Origin of the sequence: Streptomyces sp. NPDC059003, from assembly GCF_042740445.1 — a bacterium.
Lineage (GTDB): Bacteria > Actinomycetota > Actinomycetes > Streptomycetales > Streptomycetaceae > Streptomyces.
The window spans coordinates 13,985-40,748 of sequence record NZ_JBHYJH010000059.1; the positions used below are offsets into that span (position 1 = coordinate 13,985).

Annotated in this window: 26 protein-coding genes; 3 read left to right on the forward strand and 23 right to left on the reverse strand. The window is 68.9% G+C overall.

The genetic code is table 11. From position 1 onward, the window contains the following. Positions 1–136: 136 nt before the first annotated feature. Together ACFWZ5_RS21390 and ACFWZ5_RS21395 are read left to right on the forward strand one after the other, a co-directional pair. Complete coding sequence (locus ACFWZ5_RS21390) at positions 137–547, forward strand: hypothetical protein (RefSeq protein WP_384890988.1); 411 nt, start codon at positions 137–139, stop codon at positions 545–547. Between the two features lie 118 nt (positions 548–665). After that, positions 666–2,282 carry a hypothetical protein gene (locus tag ACFWZ5_RS21395; RefSeq protein ID WP_384890991.1) on the forward strand — a complete coding sequence of 539 codons (1,617 nt, stop codon included), beginning with the start codon at positions 666–668 and terminating at the stop codon, positions 2,280–2,282. Between the two features lie 558 nt (positions 2,283–2,840). On the opposite strand, the gene ACFWZ5_RS21400 is transcribed toward ACFWZ5_RS21395, so the two are convergent. The 20 genes from ACFWZ5_RS21400 to ACFWZ5_RS21495 all read right to left on the reverse strand — a co-directional run bounded on the left by ACFWZ5_RS21400 (position 2,841) and on the right by ACFWZ5_RS21495 (position 20,866). After that, positions 2,841–3,674, reverse strand: a complete 834-nt coding sequence (locus ACFWZ5_RS21400; protein ID WP_384890994.1) for a hypothetical protein — start codon at positions 3,672–3,674, stop codon at positions 2,841–2,843. Between the two features lie 332 nt (positions 3,675–4,006). After that, positions 4,007–4,327, reverse strand: coding sequence for a hypothetical protein (locus tag ACFWZ5_RS21405; protein ID WP_384890997.1), 321 nt, complete (start codon positions 4,325–4,327; stop codon positions 4,007–4,009). A 75-nt stretch (positions 4,328–4,402) separates the two neighbouring features. After that, on the reverse strand, positions 4,403–4,825 hold the full coding sequence (locus ACFWZ5_RS21410) for a hypothetical protein (RefSeq protein ID WP_384891000.1): 423 nt from the start codon (positions 4,823–4,825) through the stop codon (positions 4,403–4,405). A 110-nt stretch (positions 4,826–4,935) separates the two neighbouring features. Next, complete coding sequence (locus ACFWZ5_RS21415) at positions 4,936–5,127, reverse strand: hypothetical protein (protein ID WP_384891003.1); 192 nt, start codon at positions 5,125–5,127, stop codon at positions 4,936–4,938. Next, positions 5,127–7,181, reverse strand: a complete 2,055-nt coding sequence (locus tag ACFWZ5_RS21420) for a hypothetical protein (RefSeq protein ID WP_384891006.1) — start codon at positions 7,179–7,181, stop codon at positions 5,127–5,129. The genes ACFWZ5_RS21415 and ACFWZ5_RS21420 overlap by 1 nt, the downstream gene beginning before the upstream one ends. A 12-nt stretch (positions 7,182–7,193) precedes the next feature. Next, positions 7,194–8,396: a hypothetical protein gene (locus ACFWZ5_RS21425; RefSeq protein ID WP_384891009.1), complete on the reverse strand. Its 1,203-nt coding sequence runs from the start codon at positions 8,394–8,396 to the stop codon at positions 7,194–7,196. Beyond that, on the reverse strand, positions 8,393–9,355 hold the full coding sequence (locus ACFWZ5_RS21430) for a hypothetical protein (RefSeq protein WP_384891012.1): 963 nt from the start codon (positions 9,353–9,355) through the stop codon (positions 8,393–8,395). Before ACFWZ5_RS21430 ends, ACFWZ5_RS21425 begins: the two co-directional genes overlap by 4 nt. Positions 9,356–9,474: 119 nt before the next feature. Beyond that, entirely contained in the window at positions 9,475–10,527 is a 1,053-nt protein-coding gene (locus tag ACFWZ5_RS21435) for a hypothetical protein (RefSeq protein ID WP_384891015.1), read from the reverse strand. Further along, the gene (locus tag ACFWZ5_RS21440; RefSeq protein ID WP_384891018.1) at positions 10,527–14,564 is read right to left on the reverse strand and encodes a hypothetical protein; all 4,038 of its coding nucleotides are present in this window, start codon (positions 14,562–14,564) and stop codon (positions 10,527–10,529) included. The genes ACFWZ5_RS21435 and ACFWZ5_RS21440 overlap by 1 nt, the downstream gene beginning before the upstream one ends. A gap of 288 nt (positions 14,565–14,852) precedes the next feature. After that, positions 14,853–15,371, reverse strand: a complete 519-nt coding sequence (locus tag ACFWZ5_RS21445) for a hypothetical protein (protein WP_384891021.1) — start codon at positions 15,369–15,371, stop codon at positions 14,853–14,855. Between the two features lie 101 nt (positions 15,372–15,472). Further along, positions 15,473–16,078 (reverse strand): hypothetical protein, encoded by a 606-nt coding sequence (locus ACFWZ5_RS21450; protein ID WP_384891024.1) that lies wholly within the window; start codon positions 16,076–16,078, stop codon positions 15,473–15,475. Positions 16,079–16,162: 84 nt separating this feature from the next. Next, complete coding sequence (locus ACFWZ5_RS21455) at positions 16,163–16,633, reverse strand: XF1762 family protein (RefSeq protein ID WP_384891027.1); 471 nt, start codon at positions 16,631–16,633, stop codon at positions 16,163–16,165. Positions 16,634–16,647: 14 nt separating this feature from the next. Beyond that, a complete protein-coding gene (locus ACFWZ5_RS21460) occupies positions 16,648–17,076 on the reverse strand; it encodes a hypothetical protein (protein ID WP_384891030.1) in 429 nt (142 codons plus the stop codon). Then, on the reverse strand, positions 17,076–17,300 hold the full coding sequence (locus ACFWZ5_RS21465) for a hypothetical protein (RefSeq protein WP_384891032.1): 225 nt from the start codon (positions 17,298–17,300) through the stop codon (positions 17,076–17,078). The genes ACFWZ5_RS21460 and ACFWZ5_RS21465 overlap by 1 nt, the downstream gene beginning before the upstream one ends. Positions 17,301–17,388: 88 nt before the next feature. Further along, complete coding sequence (locus tag ACFWZ5_RS21470) at positions 17,389–17,919, reverse strand: hypothetical protein (protein WP_384891035.1); 531 nt, start codon at positions 17,917–17,919, stop codon at positions 17,389–17,391. Between the two features lies 1 nt (position 17,920). Then, a complete protein-coding gene (locus ACFWZ5_RS21475) occupies positions 17,921–18,253 on the reverse strand; it encodes a hypothetical protein (RefSeq protein ID WP_384891038.1) in 333 nt (110 codons plus the stop codon). 5 nt (positions 18,254–18,258) lie between these two features. Further along, a complete protein-coding gene (locus tag ACFWZ5_RS21480) occupies positions 18,259–18,894 on the reverse strand; it encodes a poly-gamma-glutamate hydrolase family protein (RefSeq protein WP_384891041.1) in 636 nt (211 codons plus the stop codon). 20 nt (positions 18,895–18,914) lie between these two features. Next, positions 18,915–19,778: a hypothetical protein gene (locus ACFWZ5_RS21485; protein ID WP_384891044.1), complete on the reverse strand. Its 864-nt coding sequence runs from the start codon at positions 19,776–19,778 to the stop codon at positions 18,915–18,917. A gap of 12 nt (positions 19,779–19,790) precedes the next feature. Continuing rightward, a complete protein-coding gene (locus ACFWZ5_RS21490; protein ID WP_384891047.1) occupies positions 19,791–20,267 on the reverse strand; it encodes a hypothetical protein in 477 nt (158 codons plus the stop codon). Positions 20,268–20,392: 125 nt separating this feature from the next. Beyond that, a complete protein-coding gene (locus ACFWZ5_RS21495; RefSeq protein ID WP_384891049.1) occupies positions 20,393–20,866 on the reverse strand; it encodes an IPT/TIG domain-containing protein in 474 nt (157 codons plus the stop codon). A gap of 124 nt (positions 20,867–20,990) precedes the next feature. On the opposite strand from ACFWZ5_RS21495, the gene ACFWZ5_RS21500 reads away from it, so the two are divergent. Continuing rightward, positions 20,991–21,455, forward strand: a complete 465-nt coding sequence (locus ACFWZ5_RS21500; protein ID WP_384891052.1) for a hypothetical protein — start codon at positions 20,991–20,993, stop codon at positions 21,453–21,455. A gap of 22 nt (positions 21,456–21,477) precedes the next feature. Here the strand turns inward: ACFWZ5_RS21500 and ACFWZ5_RS21505 are convergent, their stop codons facing one another. The 3 genes from ACFWZ5_RS21505 to ACFWZ5_RS21515 all read right to left on the reverse strand — a co-directional run bounded on the left by ACFWZ5_RS21505 (position 21,478) and on the right by ACFWZ5_RS21515 (position 26,722). Beyond that, positions 21,478–22,725, reverse strand: coding sequence for a hypothetical protein (locus ACFWZ5_RS21505; RefSeq protein WP_384891056.1), 1,248 nt, complete (start codon positions 22,723–22,725; stop codon positions 21,478–21,480). A gap of 353 nt (positions 22,726–23,078) precedes the next feature. Further along, entirely contained in the window at positions 23,079–24,395 is a 1,317-nt protein-coding gene (locus ACFWZ5_RS21510; protein ID WP_384891058.1) for a phage major capsid protein, read from the reverse strand. 248 nt (positions 24,396–24,643) lie between these two features. Then, entirely contained in the window at positions 24,644–26,722 is a 2,079-nt protein-coding gene (locus ACFWZ5_RS21515) for a 2'-5' RNA ligase family protein (protein ID WP_384891061.1), read from the reverse strand. Positions 26,723–26,764: the final 42 nt, after the last annotated feature.

Below are 26,764 nucleotides of genomic sequence, written 5' to 3' on the forward strand. Positions count from 1 at the left end.
GTGGGCGGGGTTTTTTTTTGTTCTTCTGCGGGGTGTGCGGCCGGCCCTCCCGACGGCTCAGCGCACCCGCCGGGTCGTGGGGCCGGCGGCCCCGGCGCCCGCCCCCCCCCGCCGCTGGTACGAACGGACCTCTCTCATGGCCTCTGCAACCGTTGCCCGCCTCGTGGCGGCCCGCGCGCATCGCGACCTGTCCGACCTGGCTCGGCTGGGCGTGGGCACCATCAGCTCTGAGCAGAGCTGTCGTGAACGGATCGAGGCTGCCCGGCGGCTGCGGGTTCTGGCCAACGAACTCGTCGACCTGGTCGTGCTTGCCGAGGCCCTGGGCGGTGCGACGTGGCAGGAGATCACGAAGGCTCTTCAGCGCCGGGACGCCGCGACCGTACAGGCCGAGTACGAGGACGACGTTCAGGAGTGGCAGTCCGCCCCGGCCGAACCGTTCGACGGGATCGACGACGCACAGGGCCTCGACGCCTGGTACCGCGTTCACCGAGAGGACAGCGATCCACCTGCGGAAAATCCGGTCTCTGACCTGCTGAGAATGGGTTGATTCTCCGCCCAGACAAGATAAAATACTACAGCGGACGTCGGGGGGAGAGGGTAAGGCCCTGAACGCCGCAACATCCGGGAGAGCAACCCGGAAAGACCCGAAGCGAAAGGCCCGTTCCGTGGCTGGAATCACCGCGCCCCAGCGCACCCGCAAGAGCCGGAAGCCCACCGGCAAGCCCAACCCGCCGATCATCCTGCTCACCGGTCCGGAGAAAACCGGAAAGAGCTACGAGGCCGCGCGCGGCTCCGGCTCCGACCTGATCGGCATGACCTACTGGATCGAGATTGGCGGCACCGAGGGAACCGCCGACTATTACGGCCGCATCCCCGGCGCCGATTACGAGATCGTCCCGCACGACGGCTCCTACCAAGACATCCTCGACGCGATCCGCTGGGTGAACGCCCAGCCGCGCATCGACGGCAAGCCGAACATGCTCGTCGTCGACTCCGGGACGTCCCTGTGGGACATGCTCAGCGACGAGATCGCCCTGTACGCGCGCAGGCGTGCCATCCGCAAGGCGCAGAACAACCGCTCCCGCGTGCCCACCCTCGACGACCCGGTCGTCATCGACTCCGACCTGTGGAACCGCGCCAAGGACAGATGGGGTAACTTCCTTTGGCTGCTGCGCCGCCACTCCGGCCCAGTCCTGCTGATCGCCCGGCAGGAGGTCGTCACGGCCTTCGAGAACGACAAGCCCACGCGCAACACCACTCGAAAGGTGAAGGCGGAGAAGAACCTCCCCGCGGCCGTCGACGCGATCGTGGAACTCCACGCGCTCGGCGAAGCATGGCTGACTGGCGTGCGCACCCTGCACATGGAGATCCAGCCCGGCGAGACCCAGAGGTTTCACGACTTCAGCGTGGACACACTGCTGCGCCGCCTTGGTCTGCAAGACGCGGCCGAATCACGTTCCTCGTCCGAACTGAGACCCGACCCAGAATTGCAGGAGCACGGCCAGCAGCCACCGCAGAGTGCGCCCCGCCCCACCCCAGCCAGGCAGACTCCGGCCCTGAGCAGTGAGCAGGCCGCCAAACTGATCCGCGACGCTCTCATGCACCCTGCCGATCCAGAGCAGGCCCTGCGCGACCTGCGCGAGGAGCACGGCCGCCGCGCACTCAAAGCCCTCCCCACGAAGACCGCCTGGGGGAAGATGAGCGCCGACGACCTGATCACCAGATCCCTCGACCACCTCAGGGCGAAGGCGGACCAAGCACAGGCGGACGACAGCAGCAAGCAACGAGCCCCAGCTGCCGGTCACGGGCGCGAGGAGACCAGCGAGCAGCCCGAGCCGACGGACGCGGACCAGCCCGACCGGACCGGAGAGGGGACGCCGCCGCCCCCGGACCCGGCCGAGGAGCCGCCCACGCCTGAGCGTCCCGAGGAAGTCAGCGAAGCCGAGGAACCGCAAGACCTTCCCCGGCCCCGGCCCTCCCAGGCGAACAAGATGAACAAGGTGATGGCGGTGCTGCTCACCGAGGCGGAGATCCAGGCCCGCATCCTGGGCATCCCGATGGAAGAACATCTGGCCCCGATCGCCGGGCCGGACGAGGGGACCCCGCCGCCGATGACGCGGCTGCGGACGTACGTCATGGACAACCGGGCCATGGTGATCGGCTTGCTGGAGGAGCGCGGTGAGAGGGACGTCGCCAACGCCTACCGGCTCGCGGGCAAGCCGGAGCTGAAGATCGCCGACATGTTCGCGACGCTCTACACCGACCTCGCCACAGTCGGGTGAGGTGACGTGAGGTGACGGGCGCCGGGAGCGCCTGGACCGCTCCACCTCGGGTACGGGACACGCCCTCCGCATCACGTCACGTCACCGGTCGAAGGCGCGCCCGCGCAACTCCAGCTACCGCGCGGGCGCGCCCTCAGCGACTCCGGGGCGCGCGCTAGGCCCGGCACCGACCGCGCGCCCTAGCCTTGTGACGCGCGCCCCCATCCCGCTGCTGACGCGCAGCGCGCCTTGTGATGCGCGCCCAGCGGGGCGCGCCATGCCTGTGGGCGCGCGCCACCGACCGGCCCGCCAACCGATCCGAGGCGCGCCATCGTGGAAGCGCGCCCGGCACGAAGCGTGCCGTAGCGGGAGCACGCCACCATCTGACCTGCGGCTATGCCAGGCGCGCCCTGGAAGACGCGCCAGGTCCCGGAGCTGGTGGCGCGTCGCCGCGCGGGCCCGGATCGGTACGACGTGACCTGCTTCTGGCGCGCGCGTGCCACCTTGGCGCGCAAGCACACTCCGACATGAGGAAGGGCGCGCCCCGATCGGGCGCGCCTCAGTGTGCTCGTTGCACAGTCAGTCTGTCTGGCGCGCTTGCGCGCGGCGCTCGAACCGCCGCTGACGGCGTACCTCCTCGCGCGCCTTCTGCGCGTCGTCGCGCACCGCCCTGAGCAGCCTGGAGAAGTCCTCCGGATACTTCTCCACGAGCAGCCGCATCGCCTGAAGCCGCTTGTTCGGAGCGGTCGGCATCCGCCCCCACCGCGCCACCGAGAAGTTCAGGGTGTACTGCAGGAACCGCAGCTCGGCCTCCAGCCGCGAGCGGAACTGTGAGATGCGCGCAGCGTGCGCCTTACGTGACTCGTCCTCCCGAGCAGGCAGGAACTGCTCGGGAGCGCGCAGCATCTTGATGGCCAGAGCCTGGGTGCGAGGGGCAACTTCGGGCGATCGGAATGCCAGGCCCTGTACGTAGTCGCGCCCGGACCGCGCGCTACCGACGACCACCTGGACGAACGCTACCCACTCCTCGGCGAACGCCTCGTCGTCGAGCTGTGCCAGGTACTCGGCTTCGTCCGCGGCGAGGCTTTCCACCGTGGCGACGATGGGCTGCCGCGCCTCCTGGAGCTGTTTACGGAAAGCGCTGATGCGGGCCTGGTACTCGCGCTTCGACTCGCCGTCCTGGCGGGCGACCACCGTCTTGAACTCGCGGGAGGCACGGTCGGCCGCGGTGAGCGTGCGGCTGGCCAGATCCGGCGATCGGAATGCGGCCGCCTGCACTTCGCGCGGGGCCTGCTCGTCGGTACCGCCCCGTACGTACGTGGTCCACGCCTCGAAGAACGCCTGGTGAGACTTCCCCTTCAGGCGCTTGACCTCTGCCGTGACGATCTCGGCAGGTAGCTGCGCATCGGCCATCCCGGCGGCTCCTCCTGGTCCTAGCTCGGCTCGCTGCTCTCAAGCCGCAGTGTGCCGCTCGTGGCGGCCGTGCAAGTCGGCGATGGCCGCCACGCGACCGAACCCACTCCGTGTGCCGGATCATCGCAGGAGCAACCACTCCCCGGCCCTGGGCGCTCTACACGCGCGCAGTGGTCTCGGGCTATGACCGCTGGCCCGACCCAGGAGGAAAGAGAAACCCCAAACTCCCGGAAAACCAGCAGTAGCCCTCAACGCAGTGAGTTCGGCGGCGCGGCGGCCACCGTCGTGCGGATGATACCCGCCGGCCCTCAGCCCGGTATCCGCCTGCGGCTCTAACCGGCCGCCTCCTGGCCCTTCGGGCTGGTCACCGCCTCGATCGCCGGGGCGAGCTTGCTGGGCTTCCAGATCAAGTCGTATGTGGCCTGAGAGGCAGCGAGGACGGCGGTGAGCGTGGCGAAGGTCAGCGTGCCGTGCTGGAACTGCGCCCAGCCGCCGGAGGCCGCGACGGTGACGACGCCCGCGACCAGGGCCAGGGCGACGGCCACCACCTTCTTCACCTCCGCCGACCAGGCCGGGCGCTGCACGATCGCCGTGAGCAGGGGGAGGAGAGCGCCGACCTGGGCGCCAGCAGTGATCGAGTCGAGGGTCGACATAGAGGTTCTGCCCTTCTGCAGATGATGTGGAGGGCAGAGCATGCGGGGGCCGACAGGCTTGTGTCGTGGCCTGGGCTACGCGGTGTCGCGCTCCTCGATGTCGGTGGCGATCTCGGCGGGTGGCACGGGCGCCGGTCGGTGCAGCACACCGTGGACTAGGTCGCGAAGCTCGTGGATGTATTCGATTGCGGCGGCTTTCCAGCGGCGCCACTGTCGCTGCTCTTCCTGCAGATGCTCGACGCGGCGCTCGAGGTCGCTGTACTTCGCTTCGAGGGACGCCATCCTCTCCTGGGTCTGCGTCGCGGCAGCGCGCTGCTGCTCCAGGAGGCTGGTGAAACCGTCGGTGACCGTCCGGATCGCGGCCACGTGGGCGTCGCTGTCGTTCTTCTTCTTGGCCTGCCGGTACACCAGCCACGCGCCGCCCAACGCGCCGAGCATCCCGAACAGAGGGGCGAGTACGGGTGCCAGTACGGGTGCCAGCGAGACGAGCCCATCCACTGGCACTCCCTCAGTCGATCGATCATGGGTGCGCGGGAGCCGGGGCCGACGGAGCCCGCGGCTCCCCGCACCGCGCACACTGCACAGAGGCGGCGCCTAGTGTCTTGGCCTCACTCCCTGACCGGTACGAGGTCGGTGATCGGCTGTCCGCAGCCCATGCAGACGCCGCGGTAGATCGGCGGCTCGGGGGCGGCGTAGTAGGTGCCGGGGTAGGGGATTCCGTTCGCGGCGCATGCGGCGGTGCGGCAGATCGCGATCATGCGCTGCGAGTGCGGCATCGCCTCTTCCTCTGTGGCCTCCATCAGTCCTCTCCGATGATCTGCCAGTGGACGGTCGTCTCGTCGCCGTCGGTCCGGGTGACCCAGATGGTCATGCCCTCCGACGAGAGGGCGGTGAAGCCCACCCCGGTCACGCGGGTCCCGGGGTAGGCAGTGTTCGCCGTGACCTGGGCCCGGAACTTCGAGCCCCTGATGCTGCCACCGGACAGGGTGACCGGGGTGGGCTTGCCGGGTGTGGGGTTGACCTTCACGACGCCCGTCACGATGTTGTCGGCGCGGAAGACGCCCTCGGCCCGGATGGTGGGGCCGCTGATCGTGGCCTGTGCCGGTGTGAGGTGGATCCGGCCGCCGGTGGCCACTGCCGTGCCGTCGAGCACGCGCTCGGCGACCCACTTGTCCTCGCCCTGGTACGTCCTCCAGCGGTAGGTCTTGCCTGCGTCGGTGAATTTCCCGCTGTTACTGATCAGTGCGGCGTCGGAGCCGGTCCCGGCGACCTGGATGTGCGCGTAGTTGGTGCCGTCGTCCGAGGTGAAGTAGAGGAAGGGGGCGTCAGCGTTCGGTTCGAGGACGATGCGCCGCCTTCCGGCTCCGTAGGCAGTCAGCCGGGAGTCGTCCATCACGAGACGCGGTCCGGACGCGGCGGTGCGCACGGTGGCGCCGGTGATGACCTTGCCGTTGATCGCATCCGCGCTCAGCTTGTCCGCGGTGATCGCCCCGTCCGCGATCTGTACCTGGCTGATGACGGGTTGGATGGCAGCGTTGTCGAAGGCGACGGTGCCCGCGGTGGAGTCGTAGGTGGCGATGCGCACCTCGGCGCTGACGGTGCCCGCAGGCGCGGTGATGGTTCCGGCGAGCGCGTTCCACGCGCCGAGCACGGGGCTGGTGCGGGTGACGTGGCTGAAGGTGATGCCGCCCGCGGCATCGATCCAGCGGGCGTAGATCCGGATGGAGGTGCCCATCCAGTCCTCGGACGGCCGCGCGTCGATGGCCAGGCGCAGTTGCTGGCCGGGCAGGAGCGGGAGGGCCAGCAGCGGCATGGAGCGGGTGACGGGGGTGGCGTTGACGGCGTTGACCTGGAGCGCCTTCGCCGAGTTGTTGCCGGGGCCCACGACGCTCCAGTGGGTCAGCCCGGCGACCAGCGCGGCGCCGGCCGGGCCCTCGAAGCTCGGGTCGGGGAGCATGTTCGGGGTGCTGGCGATGGTGAGCCGGTCCGTGGTGATCGAGCCCGCTTTGATGTGGGTGGCGTCGAGGGAGCCCGCGCGGATGTGGGAGGCGTCCACGGAGTTCGCGGCGATCTTGTCGGCCGTCACCGCCAGCGCAGCCAGCTTGTCGGTCGTCACCGCCAGGGAGGCGATCTTCTCCGCCGTCACCGACAGCGCCGCCAGCCGGTCCGCCGTCACGGACAGGGCCACGAGCTTGCCGGTGGTCACCGAACTGTCCGCCAGGCCGTTGCTGTTGACCGCGCCGAGCGCGATCTTCGCGGCGGTCACCGCGGCGGCCGCGAGTTTGGTCTCCGACACGATGCCGTCCAGGACGTCCTCGGCGACCACCTTCTGCGGCCCCACGCGGCCCGCGGCCGCGGAGGGCAGGCTCGCGGTGCCGGAGAGATTGCGGGCCACGAGGCGCACGTACACGGGCACGTCGGTGGGGACGGTGAAGGTACCGCCGCGCGGGGACTCGATGGTGCCGACCTGGGTGAGCTGGGTGGGCTCGTACACCGCGGCGGTGGCCGCGTGCACCTCGACGCGGGAGAAGTCCAGCGGGGCTACGTCGGCGTCGGTGTAGAGGCCGTCCCAGGTGACAGCGGTGCCGCCGCGCGCGGCGGCGAGCTGCGGCGCGGTGGGAGTGGGCGGGGGCGGGCCGTTGACGTGGATGACCCCGGTCGTGCCGTCGGGCTGGTCTCCGATGACGACCTGGAGCGAGCCCTCGTCGTCGTAGACGTCGATCGCCCCGCCCTCGATGCTGGCGTCGGTGAGCTGGTTGGCGCGCTCCAGGTCCTCGATGCGCCGCTCCAGCTCGTGCAGGTATTCGGCGAACCGGCGGGAGTTTTCGCGTTCATCGAGGCGAAACGACTGCATGATCGAAGCCCCCTAGCTGTAGCGGTCGGCGCGGGTGAGGGTGAGGACCGCGGTGCCGGAGGCGGGGTCGATCTCCTCGGCGGTGATGCGGTGCCAGAGGGCCAGCTCCCCGACCCAAGGCACGTCGACCTGGACGAGGATGCGGTCCCCGGTGTGCCACGCGCCCAACGGCGCGTTGGGGTGCTGGCGCACCGCGATCGAGGGAATCGTGAGCTGCTGGCTGTGCTTGGCGCGCTCGGTGCGCCCGTACGCCATCAGCGTCCGGTGCGACTTGGTGGCCTTGCGGGTGATGACCCGGGCCCGGCGCAGCCGCTTGTCGTAGTGCGCCACCCGCGCGCGGGGTGTCTTGCGCCCGGAGCCTTTACCCAAGACGTAGACCTGGTTGGCGTAGAAGTCGCCTTGCCCGCCCGGGGTGGCGATCTCGATGATGTTCTCGCCGCTGGCGAATCGCAGGTCGCGACGGGCCTTGCCGAGGCGGCGCGTGCCCAGGTCGAGGTAGTGGTTGATCTTCTCGCGGTTGCCCTCCCAGCGGTGCCGCTCACGGAAGTCCGCTTTGGCCAGGCGCATCACCTCGGAGATGACCTGACCGCAGTCCGGATGCTCCCACCACTTCAGCTCCCAAGGGTCGGTCCCCTTGGCGGAGCCCAGCAGGTGCCCGGAGTCGTGGCGGTCGACGCGCAGGCCCAGGTCGCCGTACTTGTAGTCCTGCAGGTGGGCCCAGATGTGCCGGACGACGTCGTAGGCGTCCCAGCGGCGACTGACCTTGTCCTTGGGGCGCGGCGGCATCTTCCGCCTCGGCCTGCTGCCGTCGATGTAGCCGTCGTGGTTCTTGTCCCGCCCGTCGTACTTCCACTTCTGCTTGATCTTGCCGCCGGAGATGATCGTCGATCCCAGGTACGGCATGCCGGCGGGGTAGGCCGTGTACCCGGCGCACTCCACACGCATCGCCTGCCCCTGGTAGGACAGGCGCGTCACCAGGCCGCCCCAGCGGATGTGCCCGTTGTACTCGGCGTAGATCGCCGTCGACCACTCGGCGATGATCGGCAGCCCATCGGGTTTGGCCATCAGCCGCAGGTACTCGGGGCTGATCGTGCCCGTCAGCGATCCGGGGCCGTTCAGCTCGTTCTTGGGGGGATTGTCGGGGATGAGTGGCACGTCCCAGTCGAGGAAGTCGCCGGTGGTGGCCCGCTGGGCGATGTAGCGCCATCCGCTCATGCCGTCACCGGCGCCTGGTGGTAAGTGATCTCTACGGCGAGCACGGTCGCGTCGTCCGCGCGCAGCACCCCCGTCTTGCCCTCGGTGCCGATGCCCTGCACCGCCACGGGCAGCGCCGTGCCGCGCTCGGCCGGAGTGAGCGCGAACGTGCCCCCGGTGAACGCGGCGTGGCGGCCCGCGTGCTGGCTGGCGAGCGGGAAGCCGCCGCCGAACTGCTCGCCGACGCTGACCCGCAGCCGCACCGCGGCCTCCGTGGCGTCGGGGTGCAGCACCCCGGTCAGGTGGGCGTGCACGGTGACGTGCGTGGCCCACGCGGGCACCGCCTCCTGCCAGCGCGCACCGAGCGGGAAGTCCTCCCACGCGTCGCTGATCGGGCCGAGATCGTCGGGGGTGGCCCAGGCGCTGTGCAGGTAGTGGCGCACCGTCTGGGAGCGCGGACGCGCCAGGCGCCGCAGGTCGCTGACCATGCCCTGGGTGATGACGGACGTCGAGGCGGGCACATCCACGCGGGCTAGCGTGACGGCCGTGGAGGAAGCGTCCACGTCCTGGATGCTGGTGGTGCCTGGCGGCACGTCCGAGATCACACGAGTGTGAACGTAGGGGCCGACCGACGGATCTTCCGGCAGCGGCCACGTCTCGCCGCCGTAGGGGTCCTCAATCCGCACGATGATCAGATCGGAGCGCGGGCCGTCGGCGGTCGTGGGCTCGATGTCGACCAGGTCGACGGTGGGCAGCCGCGCGGCATACGCCTGCCCGCCCGCGCCGGAGCCTGGCCGGGAGGCGATCATCGCGCCAGTACCGACCTGCACAGCCGGGCCGGGGACTTCCAGCGCCGACACGACCAGGTCCGCTGGCGCCACGATGCCCTCCCCGCCGCCGCTCGCGGCTGCCACCACCAGGCGCAGCGTCTCCTCGCTGGTCGCCGTGCCCTCCACGAACCACGGAATGCCATCCCACACCGTGGGCCTCCCTTCACCGTTCTGCCAGGTGAGACGGGAGGGTGACGGACGGCACGGCTACTGTCGCCCGCTGCCCGCTGACCGGCCCGAGAGCACCCAGAGCCGGTAGCAGCCGCAGGTCACCACCAGGTGTGCGCGTTGCGCCACCGGATTTGGACGCGGGGGCCGGGACCGCGCTTGTCGAGACGGCTGTAGGACAGCGAGGCCCTCCAGATGCCTGGCGGGATCGTCATGTCCGCCAGGCGCGGGGAGGAGCGGGTGAGCTTGTCGGCGACTGAGGACTCCGCGCCGCCCTTCTTGGTGAGCAGCACAGTGCGGGAGAAGGGCCGCGTGTCGATCTCCACGGATTCGCCTTCGCGGATCGTCATGTTGAGGTGCACCGACCACAGGTCCCGGAAGGTGACCTTCGGGGACTTGCAGGGGCCCTTGATGACGATGACCGGCTGGGTGGCGATCCGTCCGGCGTGCCGCACAACGACGGACTTGCGCACCGGCTGCGTCATCCACGGCGGCAGGATGTCCCCCCACGGACGTCCGGGGCGCCACGGAATGTTGAAGCCGGACATGTCCCACATCTCCTCGACCTGCTCCTCGTCGTCGTAGAAGCGGTCGTCGAGGGCCTGGAACTCAGCGATCACCGGCACGTAGCCGCGGGAGGCGAACCGTGTGTGGGCGACGTCGAACTTGCGGGGCCGCCCGTACAGGCGGCGCACACGCCCGCCGGACTTGTGCAGCAGCCACGCCACCCGGGTAGGGCGCATGCGGATCGCGTCAGCCCGCCACACCTGCCGCAGCATCCCAACGCCGTTTTGCACCCACTCCGCCCGAGTGCCCTGTTTTTTCAGGAACTCCAGGTACAACGGGTTGTCGTCCCAGTCGCCGATCCGGCCATGCGTGAGCATCCAGTACGGCCTGGGGAAATGCCGGTCAACCGGGGCGTCGACGGCGTCCACACCGATCTCGAAGGTGACGTTGGCCGTGCGCTGGTAGTCGCGGCCGAGGCGGGTGCCGTCCTCCCCGGGCAGAGCCTGGTCGCCGACGTCGGGGTCGGCGAACTTCACCTCGGGCTCGCTCAGGAAGTACAGGCCGCTGGCGTGCGTTCCGAAGCGCAGGGCGGCGCCGGGGGTGTCGTTGTAGGAGTAGTAGCCCAGGTACCACTCGCCGTTGCGCATCAGCCCACCCCTCCGCCGAGCCGGACCTTGCGCAGTTCGTACATGGCGTCCTCCATGGCATTGCCCATGCCGGCGACCTGGCCGACGTTGATGTTCAGATCGCCGCCGACGAGCGCCGCGCTGTTGCCCGCGGGAACGGCCGCACGCGACGAGCGCGGGGCCCGCGTGCTGGAGTGGTAGACGGCGGCCGCGCCGCGCGCGTGCTGGCGCAAGGCGCCATCGGCGAAGTACACGACGCGTCCACCGAACTGCTTCGCGACCTGATCGAGGATCGCCGCGGACCGCCTCCTCTTACTCGGGGCGAGCGGGATGTACGCCTCGCCGCCGGTCTCCGGCTCCGCCCACAGCCGCCACTCACCGGGGCGCGCGATCTGAGCGACGTGCCGCTCGGTGCCGCGTGCGAACGTCTTCACGCGGGAGCCGAGGCGCCGGATGCCGCCGTTGGCGTATCGGACGATCCCGCCATCAGCGTGTTCGGAGACGTACGGCTTGCCCTTCGCGGAGTACTGGACCGTGACGTGCACCGTCTTGCCGGTCAACGAGTTGATCTTGCGCTGGATCGCTGCCACCTGGGAGGACGCTGACCCAGTGGGCGCGGTGATCTCGACCTTCTTGCCCTTGAGGCCTTTGACCTTGAAGCCCAGGTCCCTGATCGCCTGCTGCGCCACCCTGGTTGGCGCTTCCATCTTCAGCTTCTTGCCGGGTGGTAGGCCCGCGACCTTGTTGCGGATCGCTGTCAGGTCGGTCGTGGCCCGCTTGATGATGGCGTTGACCGTGACGTTCTTGCGGTTGGGCGCGTTCGCGATGTCCTGGGCGAGAGCGGCGATGCTGACGCGGGCGCCGCCGGTCGGCGCGGTGACCTTCACGCGTTTCCCGCCAGGCAGCGTTTGCACCTTGAACCCGAGGAGTTCGAGCTGCTTGCGTGCCTCGCCGGTCGGAGCCTTGACGGTGATCGACTTTCCGGCGCCGAGACTGTCGAGCTTGCCGCGGAGCCCGAGGATCTGGGCGGTGGACTCCGGGATGCCCTTGGTCGTCATCAACGTGGTGACGGTGTCCGGGATGAATCCCATCTGGTTGGCGAGGGCGGTGGCCTGCGCCTTAGGGATGCCCATATCCATGGCGAGCTGGATCGCCTTCGAGCGGGCCCGCTCCATTGCGGCCTGCCCCTTGTCCATCGCCTCGGACATGGGCATCATCCCCTGCTCCGCGGCCTCCTGAGCACGGGTGGCGACGCCGAGCATCGCGTCGCGCAGCTCCGTCAACTGCCCATTCAGCGTCTGGCCATTGCGGGTGGAGGTCTGCACCATGCCGTCGCTGTCGATGAGGGCCTTCCCCCAGCCCTGGGCGCGGTCGATATTGCCCTTCATCGTGTCGTCGATCTGCAGCATCACGGAGTTGAGCTGCGCGGTCGCGTCATGGAAGGACTGGGAGTTGCCGTTGAGGGCGTCGAGGGCACGGCGCAAGCTGTCGACCCGCTCGTCTGCGGATTTGGTCTTGTCGCTGAAGCCCTGCACGGCGGACTGCAACCGGTCGTACGCGGACGTGCCGGTGCTGGCCGTCCCGTTCACCGCCGCATTGAGTTCCTTCGCCTTGCTCTTCGACTTGTCCAGCTCCCCGCTCATCCCCTTCAGGGCATCCGCGGCGGCCTGGTACTTCTCGCCCTCCGGGGTCATCTTGGGGACGTAGGTGTCGGCGCCGATCTTGGCGTAGTGCTCTGTCTCCTTCGCGAGCGTCCTCAGCTTCTTCTCCAGGCCGTCGATCGAGCCGCCCTGGTCGAGGTAGGCGTCGGTGACCTGCTTGAGGCTGACGTCCGCATTGCGCAGAACATCAACCAATTTGCCCTTGCCGTCGGAGAGTTTGACGTCCTGGAGGTACTGCGCTGCCTGGGACCTGACGTTGGCGTCGATCTGGCCGTTCGAGTCCGCGAGGGCCTGCGCCAGAGAGCTGATGCGCTCCTCGTGCGCGGCGGCCGCGCGGGCGGCGGATTCCTGTTTCGCAGCGAGCAGGCCGAGCCCGATCGTGACACCAGCTATCGCGATGCCGAGAGGTCCCCCCAGGGCCGACGTCATACCGCCGAGGGTCCGGGAAGCGGTCCGGTTCGCGGCGCCGATGCCGCGCAGCGTGCCCGACAGGCGGCCCCCTTCGGAGGCTGCTCCCCGGTAGGCGGTGCGCATCTGGTTCCAGACGGAGACCTGCTGTCCGGCGACGGTGGTGCCGTTGCGCAGGACGCCCACCGTGGTGTTCACAGAGCGGCCTGCGGTCATGACCGATGAGCCGAGGCCGCGTAGCGCGGTGGAGACGGCAGAGACGATCTTCAGAGCGATCAGCGTGCCCAGGAGCGTGGACAGCACGGTGTTGGCTCCGGGAACCACGCCCATCAGCGAATTGAAGACGTGCAGGAGGCCGTTGAGGGCACCCAGCAGTACACCGAGCCCGCTTCCAGCGGCGGCCAGGTTTCCGATCGCGGTGGCCAGGTTGGAGACCAGGCCGATCAAGGTTGGACCGATGGACTGGCCGATACCGTTGAAGAAGTCCCCGAGCGCCGGCATCAGCTCGGTGCGGATCTGCCGGATGAGGTCCGTGACCCCGTTGTCCTTCGCCGCCCGGCCCAGCCCCCGGAAGAAGTCCCCAGCCAGGCGGTTCAGCTCATGGAACGTGGGCGCAGCATCGCTGAAAAACTGCTTCATCGACGACTGGCCCTTGGCCGAGTTCGACCACCGCTTGAAGCGGGTCATGGTGCCCTCGAACCCGTCGAGGAGAGCATTGCCCGAGTCCTGGGCGGCCCTGCCGACGCCTCCCAGGCCCTTGACCAGATCCCAAGTGGAGCGGCCTAGCTGCGCGGCTTTGTCCCCGGCGTGGTCAAGGAACCGCTCCAGGGAACCGGTCTCCTTCCCGGCCTGGACAGAGGCCCGCATCCACCGCGTAAGGCCTTCGGCGCCGCGGCTGACCCGCTCCACAAAAGGGCCGGACGCCACCAGGAAGTCGAGGCTTGCGTGCCCGAGGTTCGCCAGCCCATCGGTCATGTGCCCGACCGCTGTGCTGTTGGTGGACGCGATCTTCTTGAAGTCCCGGCGGAACGGGCCACTCTGCATGAACTGCGCGCCGCGCTTGGCCAGGGTGCCCATCTGCCCGGCGGCATCGCCGAGCGAGGTCTTCAGGAGCGGCAGCACCGAGGATGACAGCGGCTTGATCTCGTCCGAGACCTGCGAGAAGAAACGTTCCTGCACCGACTGGCGCATCCTGCGCCATGCACTGCTCAGGCTGGCAACCGTCGTGACGGACTTGCGCGCCGAGGCGGACAGACCTTCAAGGGACTGTGCCAGCGCCTGCTCCTGCGCCTTGGTCAACTTAGCGCCGCTGGCCGCCTGCTGCTGCGCCTTTAGAGTCTGCTTCAGCGCCTCGCCGAACCCGCTGAAGGCAACCTTCGTGCCGATCGCCGCGGCGCCCGCCGCGGCGATCAAGCCGGGTATCGCACCCAGGACGCCGACCGCGGGCGCGGCCGCCGAGACGAGTGCAGTCAGCCCCGCTCCGTACTGGGTGAGCGCGGCGACGGCGGGCTGCGCCAGGGAGAGCAGCGAGCCGAAGCCGAGCATCCGCATCGACCGGCGGCCGCGCGGGAGACGCATCCGTACCGGCACGTTGACCGGAGTGCGGTCAGCTTCACCCTGTGCACCGCGGATCAGATCGCGGACGCCAGACAGCAGGCCGCCATTGCGGCTGTGACTGTCGGAGTCGCCGTCGGGCCGCACGGGCACGCGGACGTCCGTCCCGGCGATACGCCGCGCGATACCGTCCAACTCGGAGCGGAGTCGCCGGTCGTCGACCTTGATCTTGACCTTGGCGCGAACGCCCTTCGACGCCTCCTTGACAGCGGCTTCGAGCTTCTTGCGCAGGTTCTTGTCGTCGACCTTGACCTTGACCTTGACGGCCAGGCCCTGGGAGAACTCCTCGACCTTCGTGCGCAGTTCACGAGCGAACCCGGCGAGGTCAGCGACGACCGGCACGTCCAGGCGGCCAGCCTGCAGGCCCTCAGCCATGGACCATTCCTCTCTGCATCGCCGCCGCCAGCATCTGCCGGTGCCCCGTCAACGTCGGGGCAGTGGAATGCTGCTGCGGGGGCGCGCCGGGCCGCGGGCGAGCGGCATCGGCGGGGTTGTACGGGCGAGGGATGGACGTCGGTTCGTCACGTCGCCGATCGGCGGCCAGGATGCTGACCTCTTCGATGAGCTGGGCCAGGAGTTCCGTCTCCTTGGTCCACCCGGAGATGGGGGCGGACTGGACGCGGGAGCCCTCGGGCAGGCCGTCGACCAGGACGATCAGACGCCTCAGTCCGATGAAGCCGGGCTCTCCTGGCTCTCGCCAGATCCCTCGGGCGTCGAGCCCGTGGTGGAGGCTGAGGTCGGACTCGACGTCTCCCCATCGCTCTCGGAGGAGACGCCCAGCCCAAAGAGCTTTCCCAGGTCAACTCCATAGACCTTGATCAGACCCATGGTGAGGCGGCCGTACGCGGACAGGGAGGGTCCAAGGTCCTCGAACCGCTGGTACTCCTCCTGGCCGAGGAGGATGCGGTGCACCTCATAGATCGCGTCGACGAAGCGGCGCGGAAGCTTCGGGCGCTTGAAGAGGAGGCCGATCACCACGGACGTCGTCGGGTTCTCGCTGGCCTCAACAACATCGCGGAGCAGGCCGACGAGATCGAGTTCGTCGGAGAGCAGAGGATCGAGAGCCCTCGCGGGCAGCTCCGCCGGGTAAATGAACTGCTCGTCGCGGTACTTGACCGGGATGCCGTGGGGGTACTGGACCTCCCGGCGTTCGGCGGCGTCGAGGTCTATGACGAAGGACATGAAGGGCGGGCCTCTCGTGCGTGCGGGCTGAGTCGCGGGGTGCGGCAGCGCGCGGACACTGGCAAGCCGGTGAGGCTTGTGTCGCGCGCTGCCACGAGAGGTCAGCCGCCCGACGGCGGCTTGACGGCCGGAGGGGCGAAACTCGGGTCGTCGGTGATGACGTACCAGGCATCGGTATCGTCGCCGCCCTGCACGGCCAGACGCAGCGGCAGCACGCTCTCCTTCGCCTTGGCGAACTCGGTGCTCACGCCCTCCATCTGCATCGAGCGCGGGACCATGTATCGGTAGTGCTTGCCGCCGTCGACTACCTCGATGCACGCGGCGATCTCGGTGCGGCCACCGATCCGGGGCGGCGTGAACCTGTAGTGCTTCTTGTTGTCCTTGGCGGTGACTTCGGCGATCTCGCCCCCGCCGTATACGGCCTGGAAGTTGGCGCCGGACCACTGCTGAAGATCAACCTCGATCGTCGAGGCGTCCTGGGTCTGGAAGGTCCGGGTCGGGTGCGAGGACTGGGCGCTACGGACCTGCTCGAAGTTGGGCTCATTGTTGAACTTGAGCGAGTCCTCGGTGGTGAACCCGACGGAACGCCAGCCGTCGGGCATCGCGACGGTGGCGTCGGCCGGCGCGTCAGTGCCGACTGCGGCCAGCCATACGCGGGTGAGCGACGGAACGACGATCTCGTTGTTGTTGGCGGTCTCGCCTGCCATGACGGGCATCTCCCTGGGTTCCGGTGATCGGGTCCCGGAACTGTGGGGAGAGCGGAGGGCTAACGTCGCGCGCTGAGCCAAGCGCTACTGGGCCTCCCAAAGAGTCCGCGCAACGTGCTCGGTTCCTCGCGGGATACGAGGGCGAGACGAGCAGTGCCAGCCGCCCCGCGGCGGGCGCTGCGCAATGACCCGCCACCCGGCGCCGCGCAGGCTTGCGCCGCTCTCCCCGTCCTGCGTGTAGGTGATCAGGCGGGAGTACCCGAGCCCTCGCGCGGCGCGCCAGCAAGCGCCGTAGAGCAGGCTGTTGGCGTTGCGCACGCCGTCCGTCGCCGTGCGGGTGACCTCCAGTGTTTCGCCGTTGTCCAGGTGCCGTGCGACCGGGCGGCCGACGATGGCGACGGCCCGCAGCACGCCGTGCTGGTCGGCGGCGCCAACGGTGAACACGGCCCCTGGCGGCGGCTGGTGGTGGCGGTGCCACTGGGCGACGAACTCCTTCGCCTGCTTTTGCCGCAGGGGAACGAGGTGCAGGCGTACTCCTTCGTCGATGACGTCCACGGATGGGCCCTTGCCTACGGGTGCAGGGTGACCAGCAGGCCGAGGAGCCAACGAGGCTGCCCGTCGACGAGCGGCGACCACAGGAGCGTGCCGGAGGGACGGACGCCGCTGATGACAGGCTGACCAGGCGTGTGCGGTGCGTCGGGCAGTTCGCAGGCAGCGGCAGCGCAGGTGAGGATGATACGGCGCAGCTCTGCCTGTCCAGGCCAGCCGCCAGGGTCGCCGTACACCTCCAGGGAGACCTCGGGCTCGATTGCCCACGTCAGGGTGCGCAGGTCCCCGCCGGGCCCGTGCGTGACGCGAAGGTGAGGCCACGGAGCCTCGGAGATCCCGGACACGCGGCCGGGCCCACCCAGGGCTGCGGCCACGAGCGGGTGCTTCTGGAGCCACGCGAGGACCGCCGAGACCGGATCGGCCTCGGCGAGATCGAACGTCGCGGTCATCAGGCGCGAGCGACGTAGCCCTGGCGACGCAGGCGGCGGGCGTAGTCGGCAGTGACACGGACCTTGGCGCCCGGCAGGTAGTCCGTACCTTCGATACGGAGGTGGTTGGACAACGTGACCGTTTCCATCGGCGGCCGGGCAGCGGTGGAGGCGGCGGGGGTGTTCTTTGCCCCGTCGGCCGGGGCCTCCGGCACGGCGGTCTTGGTGAGGTTCTTGGTAGTCATGCCGCGCACTGTGGGAGGCGACTGGTGCTAGCGTCTCGCGCTCACTCGCAGAGGCGGTCCGTCTCCCCGCCATCGGAGGGCAGCCAGCTCAGCGGCGGGCGGCGACCATGGCGGCGGCGCGGGCCATGAAGTGGGTGCCATCGGCGACCAGTCCACCGGGGTAGACGGTGCCCACTTCGGCTTCGACGACCAACGGGGCGCGCGCGGTGACGGTCACGGTGACCTTCTTGCCGGTGACGATCGGCTGGCCGGTGCTGATGTTCCGGGCGATGCCGCCTGGGTCGGTTGCAGTGGTGCAGTGGCAGTTCTTCAGGTTCGCGACGGCCCGAGACGACTCATCGAGGGGGCGGAGCATGTACGTGTTCGGGCCGACGCCGCGGTGCTCACGGTCCCAGGCCATCGAGTTGATCGTGAACCGCAGGTTGTCCGGCACCGTCTGGCCCTCGGCCTCGGCATGAGTGGGGCGGACCTTGTCGTCGGCACGGGTCACCCACCGTTTCGTGGGCGGGGCGAGCCGTCTCGCCTCGACCTCGACTTGGTGGGCGATGCGTTGGACGTGCGGAGCGATCATCCGGGCGAGCATCGTCTCCAGGGCAGGGTTCGGGGTGAACTTCGCCAACTCAGGGCACCTCCGGCGGATTTCGCGTGGCGGTGGCCTGGACGTAGTCGACGTCAGGCCAACCGGACACCTGGTGGCGACGGGCAGTGGTGACGGTCCAGGTCAGGCCGGTCTCGTCCCCGACAACATCACCGGGTTCCACGGGCCAGGCGGCCGGGTCCAGGCGCAGGGACCAGGTGTTGTCAGGCTGCTCCAGTGCGGAGCCGGGCCACGTGCCGCGTGGTGCGGGCTTCTGGTTCGGGTCCGGCGGTACGGGGACGCCGTTCGCGTCACGAGCCCACGGGTGCTCGAAGGTGTACAGCGTCAGGTGCCGGTTCGGAAGGACGACAGCCATGGTGTTCAGCCCTTCCCTGGGGTGACGAGGGCTTGGCGGATGCCGGTGGTCACCGCGGTGATGTACGTCGTGAAGGCGGCGGTGGTGTTCTTTCGGTTCGCGCGGCTCATGTCGCCGCCCTTGAAGAACTGGGCGCGCTGAGCGTTGGTGAGTTCGAGCTGCACCCCCATGCGTCGGGTGCCGCGGTTCGCGATGTTCGAGGGGTCGTTCCCGTTGAGTTCTTCGGCGGCCACGCTGACCGTGAAGCCCGCGGCGGCAAGGGCTTCGCCGATCTGGTCGCGCAGGTTGTAGTCGAGCCCGCCGAGATAGGTCGTCGCCGTGCTGCCAGCTGCGCCGTGCCAGGACACGATATGGCTCGCTGCCTTCGCCATTGCCAGGCCCTGCGGCTCGTCGAAGCGGGTCGACGTGAGGTGAAGATCTGCATTGGCGCCCGCGTCCTTGAACCCGTCGAGGGTGTAGAAGTCATGGACATCGCCCGCGGCCGCGTCAGCGAGCTCCGTAGTGCCTTGCTCGATTCCGCCTCCGTGGATCGCGAGGTGGCACAGGCTGGAGAACGCAGACGTGCGCCATGTCCGCTGGTAGTGGATGCCTTCGATCTGGCCGCTCGCCAACTCCGCGTACGACTGGTATCGATCGCCCATGGTGCCGCTATTCCTTCCGGTCAGTGCCAGAGCCGGGTGCGGCTGGACGAGTAGGGCCACGGGGCGCGCGGCGGCCGCGACAGCGGCTGGAACACGAGTCGGCGCAGCCGGTTGAGGCTGTTGATCGTCGGGAGGGCTCCTGCTTGTCCTGTGGTGGGCGCGGATTCGTACGAGATGGACTGCCCTTCGGCGCTCACCGAGGACACCCGGCGGCCCGTCCCCGAGCCCACGCCGGAGCGCTGCCGGACGGACTCGGCGGCGTGCGCGACGACGTAGCGCACCACCGACTCCTCCTGGGCACCGTTCAGGCCGACGAGGAGGTCCACGTCGTACGTACCATCCGAATTAGCCCGGTAGGTGATCACTTCGGCGAAGTCGTCGAGGCCGACGGGCCAGGCGTCGATGTCGTCGAGCGCATCCGTCCTGTGGGGCGTGATGCCGCGCAGCGTGGTCGCAGTCGGGACGAGAGGCCGGTTGAGGTACGCGACGACGTCGGCCTGCGCACCACGGATCTCTGCCTCGTAGGTGCTGCGCTGCGTGGAGGTGAGGGGAAGCGGGATGCTGAGGGCGTCCGCGACCGCTTCGGGCGAGCCGACCAAGCCCTGGCCCGTGGGAAGGTCGAGGCGCACGGACCTGTCCGTGACGGGTTGCGCACCCGAGTTGGGGGTGAAGGTGACTGTCCCCCAGTAGCGGCCCGGCGCGACGGCGGGTACGTCGAAGCGGTACACCCCGGAGCGAAGGCGGACGGCGGGAGCGGCCGAGGCGACCACCGGCCCGTCCCGCTCAGGCGTGGCATACAGATCGAGGCGCGTCACCTCGCCGCCGGCCGGGGCCGGGTCGTAGTGCGCCCCGGCCCACATGGGCTTGTGGTCATAGACCGACACCCCTCGTCTCCCTTACTGGTTGCTGCTGGCGTGCGCGGCCTGCGCGACGAGGCGTTCACGGATGCGGGCGGCGATCCCCTCGGAGACCACCGCGCCCCTGGGCTGGAGGAGCCGGATGACGGGGTTGCGGTGGGGCCCGAGGAAGGTCTGCTCGACCAGGCGGACGGTGCACTGGAGACTCGACCCGAACGGGGTGAGCGGCACGAACACCTCGTCGAGGTCCGTGGGTGGCTGGCCGGTGGCGGCGTCGAGGATGACGTCGGACAGGTTCTCCTCGTCGGGGATGACCTCGGTCGGCGTGACGTACGAGCTCGGCGCCGGAGGCTCGGGGGCCTCGTCTACGTGCGGCGGCTCCAGCGGAGCCGCGTCGGGAGCGGCGGGGGTCGCGTCGGCCTCTTGGGTCTCTGCCGCGGTGGCGGTCGCTTCGGCCGGGGTGTCCGGGGCTGCCGTCTTGGCGGCGGTTTTGCGGGTGCGGGCGGGGGTGGCCATGGGAAGGCTCCTCATGCGGTGTCGGTCCGATCGAGCGCACCCTGCACGACAGGCTTGGCTTGTGTCGCGCGGACTGTCGCGGTGCACGGCGGGGCCCGTTTCCGTGGGCCCCGCCGTGCGGCCAGTCAGCCTTCGGCGGAAGCCTCGTAGGTGAAGCCGTTGGTCGTGGACATGGTGCCGGTGTCGTCGGTGAGTTCGACAGTCACAGAGCCTTTGCCGGGCGGCGTCTTCACGGTGAGTTCGCTGGCCGAGCGGACATGCAGCTCGGAGCCAGCGGTGCCGCCGAAGGTGACTGCGGAGATGCCGTCGAGGTTGGCGCCCTTGATCGCGACGGTGGTGCCGCCTGCGCCCGGGCCCTTAGAGGGGCTGATGCGGGTGACGGTCGCCATGGTGAACAGACGGTCGACGGCGGAGCGAAGGACGATCGTCCCGGCCGGGTAGAGGAGGAAGCGCTTGGAGCCCTCCGGCTGTCCGTCTCCTCGTCCGTACGGTTCGGAGACGTAGACGTCCTCGGTGACCCGTATCGGCGGATCGTCGAGTGCAGCGGCGGGGAACGCCGCCTTGGTGATGCGCTGCCCGTTTTCCTTGTAGAGGCCCATGGGAATCCCTTCCTGTAATGAAGGATGGAAGGGTGCCCAGTTCGCCGCGCTTGGGTCACGTGCTGCGGGCTGAGAGATGCCTTGTCCGACGGGGCTGGAGCGTGACCTTCTATATTCTCTGGCCATGGCCGATCTGAAAGAGATCATGGCGTGGCAGCCGCCCGTTGGTTGGGATCAGTTGAGCGGTGAACGCCGACGACGCTATCTGGAACGCCAAGGCATACCGGTGCCATTTCGACCTGATGACTGGCTCGACCTGACACATAGCGAACTTGCGGCATACCGCGAGTGGCGAGAGCGACTGCTGAACACTCCCGAGGAGATAGGAGTCAACACACTGGATCGGCACCAACGAGAGCTAGGGGCGTACCGCAAGGACTTGGCGGTGTGGGCGGCTTGGATGTGTTGGTGGGCTCTTTGCTTTCTGGCAGCGTTGCTTTGGATCTGGTGGGACTTCGACCCCCAGCGGGGGAATCTCCTGATGCGGGTGTTGGGGACAGCCTGGGTCGTAGCGATGTACGCCTACGCCAACTTCACTCCTCTGTTGCTCACCAAGCCACACCGCCCGACCGAGCCAGGGCCACTATAGGAAACGGAACGATCTTGGACGGCTACAGCAGCCGGAGGTGGTCCCAGCCGTTGGGGCCGATGCTGAAGACGAGCAGCCCGGCGGAGGAGACTTCGCCGGAGCGGGCCGTGTACCAATCCGACCCGTTGTCGAGCGTGGGCGCCTGAATATGCAGCCTGCCGTTCCCGAGCTGCTGGGCACGGAAATGGTGGTAATGGCCCGTGACCAAGATCGCGGCGTCGGCGATGGCCTGGCGGCCGAAGGACTGGCCCCGCCACCAGTCCCCGGCCCTGTCTGGGCGCGTGTACTGATGGCCGTGGGCGAGCCCCACCGTAGTCCCGGCGATGTCCAGGCTCACAGTCTCCCGCCACTTCTCCGGCAGCACGAAGCTGACGTGCCCGTAGGAGTCGGTGTTGCGGGCGTAGGCGTCGGCGACCTGACTCATCACCTCAAGACCCCAATCATCGGCGGGTGGACCGACGGCTTCGCGGCCCCGGCGCACGCGGCCATGGTTGGAGCCGCACGTCGCTGCGACGACGCGGTCGAACCGCCCAGCGAGGCGATCCAGGCCCTCGAAGGTGATCCTGCGATGCACCCTGATCATCTCGGTCATGGACAAGTCGTTGGTGTACGCCTGCTGCCCGGTGTTCTGATCGTTCTCGATGCAGTCCCCGGCGTCCAGCCAGTACGCGGCCGTGGGGCCCCGCCCGATGGCCTGCAGGTCCCGTACGTGGTCATCGAGCCGGTCAAACCGGTCTGCGACACGGCCGATCAATTCCGGTGTGCCCCCGTCCCTTCCGACCTTTCCGGCCTGCGCATCGGCGTACACCACAACCAGCGCGTGCTCCGCGGTGCCGACGGGTGTGCGGGGCTTACGGCGGCGGCGCATCGCGTCGCGCACCAGGGCGTCAACATCGCCTGCCGACAGCCATGCGGGGGTGGCGGGTTCGATCACGTATCTGCAGCGCCAGGTCGGGCGGGTGACCGCGTCGTCGCCTTGGGCATCCCGGTGCCAAGCAGCCGGGTCGTGGCGGGCTTCGACGAGGCGCACTCGCCAGCCCTCGGGGACGGCGAGCCCCAGGTCTTCGACACGGGATCGCCAGTCGGCTTCGCTGTTCGGCGGCTGCTCGGTGGCCGGGGTGGTGACGACCATTGCGCCGCCTGGCTCGTAGCGCACGCCGGACTCCCAGCCTCGGGGGGCCGGAGCGGGTGCGCGCAGGATCTCGCTGGGCTGCGACTGTGTGGCCGACGTGGGCTGGAGGAGGGCATTCAGGTCGTTCGTCAGGCTCATCGTTCGCACCTGCATCCGTTGGCGGCCCCGCGGCGGCGATGGCGGGCGATGGTGTAGGAAGTGACCGCGTGGCCGTGCTGGTTGAGGACGTCTGCGATAGCGGTGGAGGATACCGAGGGCGTGTTGAGGATGCGGTGCAGTGTCGCCGCGGTCTCTTCGTTGACCGACCCCAAGGCGGAGCCGACGCTGCATGGTGGGCCCTTGCGTGCGGCTGGTGCTTGGGTTAGGGCGTCCAAATCCGCTGCGAGTTCCACGAGTTGCTTGTCCGGCACCAGGGTTCCTTCGTGTCAGGTCGTGTAGAAGATGGCGGAGGGGAGGCGCTGCCCGTGGGCAGTGCCTCCCCGTGAGCGGGGTCAGCCGGTGGGCTGAGTCCAGGTGCCGATCACGAACGACTCGGGACGGGGGACTTCGAGGGCGACTCGCTCGTCTGCCCGGAAAGTGATCAGGCCTCGCTCGAAGTTGTCTGCGTTCTCCGAGGACACGGTCACGGAGACCGACTCCCTGTCGTGGAGCTGGGCGCCTAGTCCGAAGGCGCCGACGAGGAAGTTGTTGTCTGCCATCGCGGTCGTCTCGACGACGTCCAGGCGCCAGACGCGCTTGGTCGCGCCGACTGCGATCTGCAGGGCGACGCGGAAGGCGCCGGTCTTGTCCTCCTCGACCTCGACGTGTTCCCACATGGTCGGGCTGAGCACGATGCCGGTCGGGTCGTACTCGGCGAGCAGGGCCTTGGTGATCGAGCGCCGGATCTGGACGCTGTACTGGTCGCTGTTCAGGCCCGTGTACTGCTGGACGCCGGGGGTGTTGAAGATGCCGGTCAGTGACTGGCCGTCGCCGACGGAGTGCAGGAGGTCCCAGTCCTCCTGGTACTTGACGCCCTCAACCATCCGGGAGTTGATGAAGGTCTTCAGCCTGGGCTCGTCGCTGAGGATGTTCTTGTGTGCGTCGAGCAGGTGGGCGATTTCGCTGACCGGGTACATCACCGGGACGAGGGAGAGCTTGGAGCGCGGCGCGCGGCCCCAGGTGTCGGTGTCCGCGCCGGTTGCCGGGGATTTGCCGTCGGCGCCGTAACGTTCCTTCACCTGGGCGGCGTTGTTGGTCCAGCCGGTTTCGCGCGCTCCGTAGAGCACGGCCTGCTTGGTGCTGCTCTTGGGGAACAGGTCGCGGATGTGGAACTTCCTGTACTCGCGCTCGGCGATCCCGAGGTTCTGCGCGGAGCCAAGGGTCTGGTGCGTGACGGTGCCGGCGGACAAGCTGAAGATGCTCTTCCCTTCCATCTCCGCGCGGACGTAGGGACGGTCGCGGAATCCGGCCTGGGCGGCGTTCTGGTATGCCTCGCTCTCGACGAACAGGTCACCGAGGGACTTGCCCTCCATGGGGCCCTGCGGCTGCTGTCCGTAGTGCTGGCCCGCGGCAGGTATGGAGTCGGGCTCGGCGAGGTACTGCTTGACCTGGCTCATGCCCTCGGCGTCGGCGATGAGCTGCTTGAGCTCCATCGCCTCGGCGGACACCTTCTTGAAGGCGTTGGCCTGTTCGGTGGAGACGACGAAGCCGCCGTTGTCCTCCACCTTGAACGTCTGACTGATCCGCTCTGCTTCAGCGGACTTCTCGGCGAGCTGTGTCTTGAGGCTCTTGACGAAGGTCTTGCTCTCCGAGATGACGGCGGTGCTCACGTTGCGCTCTCTCAATGTGCTGGGGTGCGGTTGACGTGCGTCGCTCGCCCGGCCAGCACCGGGACGACCCGACAACGCGGGGCATTTGAGAGAGCGGCGGTGGTTACCGTCGCGCGCTGCCGCTCCCCACGACCCGGGGAACGGCAGCGCACAGGCCCTGACCTGCTGTTTTGTTGTGGTGCACGAGGAGGGTGCCAGAGGGGGCGCGGTCCTGCTTGGCGGCGCAGCGGTGGGCTGAGTCGCGGCTGCTACCCCTGGATCGCGGCGAGTTGGGCCTTCACCTCGGTGGGGTCGAGACGAACGGTGTCCTCGTCATCTGCGCCGTCCCTGCCCTCATCGGAGTCATGGGGTTGGGGGAAGTTGGGGGTGTTGTTGTGGGGTTCGTCGTACGGGTCGTCGTCCCACAGGTCGATGGCGCCGCTGCCTGACATCGGCGACGGAGCGGACTCCTCGGTGTCGTCGAGTTCGAGGCCCTTGGCTGACAGGGCGGTGAGGAGTTCACCGACGGTGGTGCGGACGGGTTCGAGTTGTTCGGCGTCGTCGGCTGCCTGGACACGGGCGGTGGCGTCGGTGAGTGCCCGGATGGTCGGTTGGACGACACGGCTGTCGGTGGTCTCGCTGCTGTCGGCCGCTCGCGTTGGCCCCTGTTCGGGGATGACCACGGTGGTCAGCTCGACCGGCTGGGGAGTACCGAGGGATACCTCGGGTCCTGTTCCGTCGTACGGCACGGCGTAGGTGGCCGGGTCAGCGCCCTCCTGGTGGACGGACACGATGACGCGGTCGGGATAGGTCGCCTCGATGCACGTCCAGGTTCCTCCCTCAGTTGCGAGGAGACGGCGGACGGCTGTACCGACGCGGTCTCGGATCTCCTCGTAGGACGCGGGAAGCGGCTGAATCGGCGACACGGTGGCTCCAGAGGTGATGCGGGACTTGGCTTCGAGGACGGTGGCGCGGGCGCTCTTGCTCTCAGCGGCGTGGGTGGCGGGGTGGATGCCGATGGCGTCGCAATGCCGGAGGTTGCAGTAGCCCTTGGCCTTGCCGGGGCTCATGTGGCGACCGGCGATCTGGGCGGCGCCCTCGCCGTGCACGTACCAGTGGCGAATCCCATCGGCGCCGCCGCGGTCTTTGTCTATGCCGCCCGCTGCCTTGGCCTCCAGTACCGCGGCGCGGGCGGTCTTCGCTTCGACGCTGGCCCGCATTCCAAGATCTCCGCTGTCCCGTTGTGCAAGCCCGGCCGTCTGGCCGGGGCCGGAGATCGCGGCAGGCGGTCCGGAGAGGCGGATGGGGGTGGAGTCGGGGCCGCGCACCACGTGCACCGTGTCGAAGGACACCGGGAGGGGCGGCACGGCCGGAATGTCGACAGGTAGGCCGTAGCCGAGGGTGACGTGCGGGGTGAACCCGTGGTCGGTGCGCAGCGCCCTGGACAGGGGCGACAGGGAGAGGGCTCGCACAATCCGGTCGCGAAGGTCACTCAGGCCGGGTACATCGACCGGCACGAACAGCGGTTCTCCGTCCCCGGAGTCGGGGAAGCGACCGATGCCGCCGATCTGGCCCGCTATCGGCTCAGCGCCGTCGAGGGCCGCGGCGACGATTCTGGCGAGGTCGTCAGGGTGGCCAGGGAGTTGGTCGGCGTCTCCGAGGTAGGCCAGGGTGATGTGCAGGTCGCGCGGGGCCGTACCGTCCGGGCGTGCGATCTTCCCGGCGATGCCGGCGGGCAGGTAGAGCGCGACCATGACGCCCCGGCCGACCTGCTGTTCGGCGGCCTTGACGTTGATGTGTCCACTGGATGCGGTGGTTTTGTGTTCCAGCTCGACGGAGCCGGGGTCGGCCTTGACCTCGAGTGAGCGGGTCAGGGGATGCGCGCCGTGTAGGACCGGGGAGACCTCGTACAGGTCAAGCTGGTGGATCACCCGGACGCCGTCGGAGCGCTTCGTCGCGCCGCTCGGTGGGACGCGGTAGCCGATGGAGAACTGTGCTTCACCGTGGGTGTGCCACTGCCGAACCTGTTCGTACACGTCGCGGCCCTTTGACGTGCGCAAATTGAACTGGATCGTCGCGACCAGCGCCCCGGCCTCGGCAGGCCAGTTCGGAATGCTGGCGAACCGGTGGTCGCCGGGCTGCCACTCGGCTATCTCCAGGACGACGCCGATGGGCTCCTTCCACTCGTGGTGCCAGACCGTTTTGACCGGTCTGGTGGCCAGAGTGTGGGCGAACGCGCCGGGGACGATGAGGTCCGCGACTTCATCAACGACGCCTGTGACGGCGAAGATCGCCCTGCAGATGCCCTTGCGAGGCGCAGGGGCACGGGACGTGGGGGCGGTCGGCACGGCGAGGAACCTCCGGCGGTGGACTGTTGGCCGCCGGGACCG

Coding starts and splice junctions, on each gene's coding strand:
- ACFWZ5_RS21390 (WP_384890988.1), top strand. CDS start 137: ATGGCCTCTGCAACCGTTGCCCGCCTCGTGGCGGCCCGCGCGCATCGC.
- ACFWZ5_RS21400 (WP_384890994.1), bottom strand. CDS start 3,674: ATGGCCGATGCGCAGCTACCTGCCGAGATCGTCACGGCAGAGGTCAAG.
- ACFWZ5_RS21405 (WP_384890997.1), bottom strand. CDS start 4,327: ATGTCGACCCTCGACTCGATCACTGCTGGCGCCCAGGTCGGCGCTCTC.
- ACFWZ5_RS21415 (WP_384891003.1), bottom strand. CDS start 5,127: ATGGAGGCCACAGAGGAAGAGGCGATGCCGCACTCGCAGCGCATGATC.
- ACFWZ5_RS21420 (WP_384891006.1), bottom strand. CDS start 7,181: ATGCAGTCGTTTCGCCTCGATGAACGCGAAAACTCCCGCCGGTTCGCC.
- ACFWZ5_RS21425 (WP_384891009.1), bottom strand. CDS start 8,396: ATGAGCGGATGGCGCTACATCGCCCAGCGGGCCACCACCGGCGACTTC.
- ACFWZ5_RS21435 (WP_384891015.1), bottom strand. CDS start 10,527: ATGCGCAACGGCGAGTGGTACCTGGGCTACTACTCCTACAACGACACC.
- ACFWZ5_RS21440 (WP_384891018.1), bottom strand. CDS start 14,564: ATGGCTGAGGGCCTGCAGGCTGGCCGCCTGGACGTGCCGGTCGTCGCT.
- ACFWZ5_RS21445 (WP_384891021.1), bottom strand. CDS start 15,371: ATGTCCTTCGTCATAGACCTCGACGCCGCCGAACGCCGGGAGGTCCAG.
- ACFWZ5_RS21450 (WP_384891024.1), bottom strand. CDS start 16,078: ATGGCAGGCGAGACCGCCAACAACAACGAGATCGTCGTTCCGTCGCTC.
- ACFWZ5_RS21460 (WP_384891030.1), bottom strand. CDS start 17,076: ATGACCGCGACGTTCGATCTCGCCGAGGCCGATCCGGTCTCGGCGGTC.
- ACFWZ5_RS21465 (WP_384891032.1), bottom strand. CDS start 17,300: ATGACTACCAAGAACCTCACCAAGACCGCCGTGCCGGAGGCCCCGGCC.
- ACFWZ5_RS21475 (WP_384891038.1), bottom strand. CDS start 18,253: ATGGCTGTCGTCCTTCCGAACCGGCACCTGACGCTGTACACCTTCGAG.
- ACFWZ5_RS21480 (WP_384891041.1), bottom strand. CDS start 18,894: ATGGGCGATCGATACCAGTCGTACGCGGAGTTGGCGAGCGGCCAGATC.
- ACFWZ5_RS21490 (WP_384891047.1), bottom strand. CDS start 20,267: ATGGCCACCCCCGCCCGCACCCGCAAAACCGCCGCCAAGACGGCAGCC.
- ACFWZ5_RS21495 (WP_384891049.1), bottom strand. CDS start 20,866: ATGGGCCTCTACAAGGAAAACGGGCAGCGCATCACCAAGGCGGCGTTC.
- ACFWZ5_RS21500 (WP_384891052.1), top strand. CDS start 20,991: ATGGCCGATCTGAAAGAGATCATGGCGTGGCAGCCGCCCGTTGGTTGG.
- ACFWZ5_RS21505 (WP_384891056.1), bottom strand. CDS start 22,725: ATGAGCCTGACGAACGACCTGAATGCCCTCCTCCAGCCCACGTCGGCC.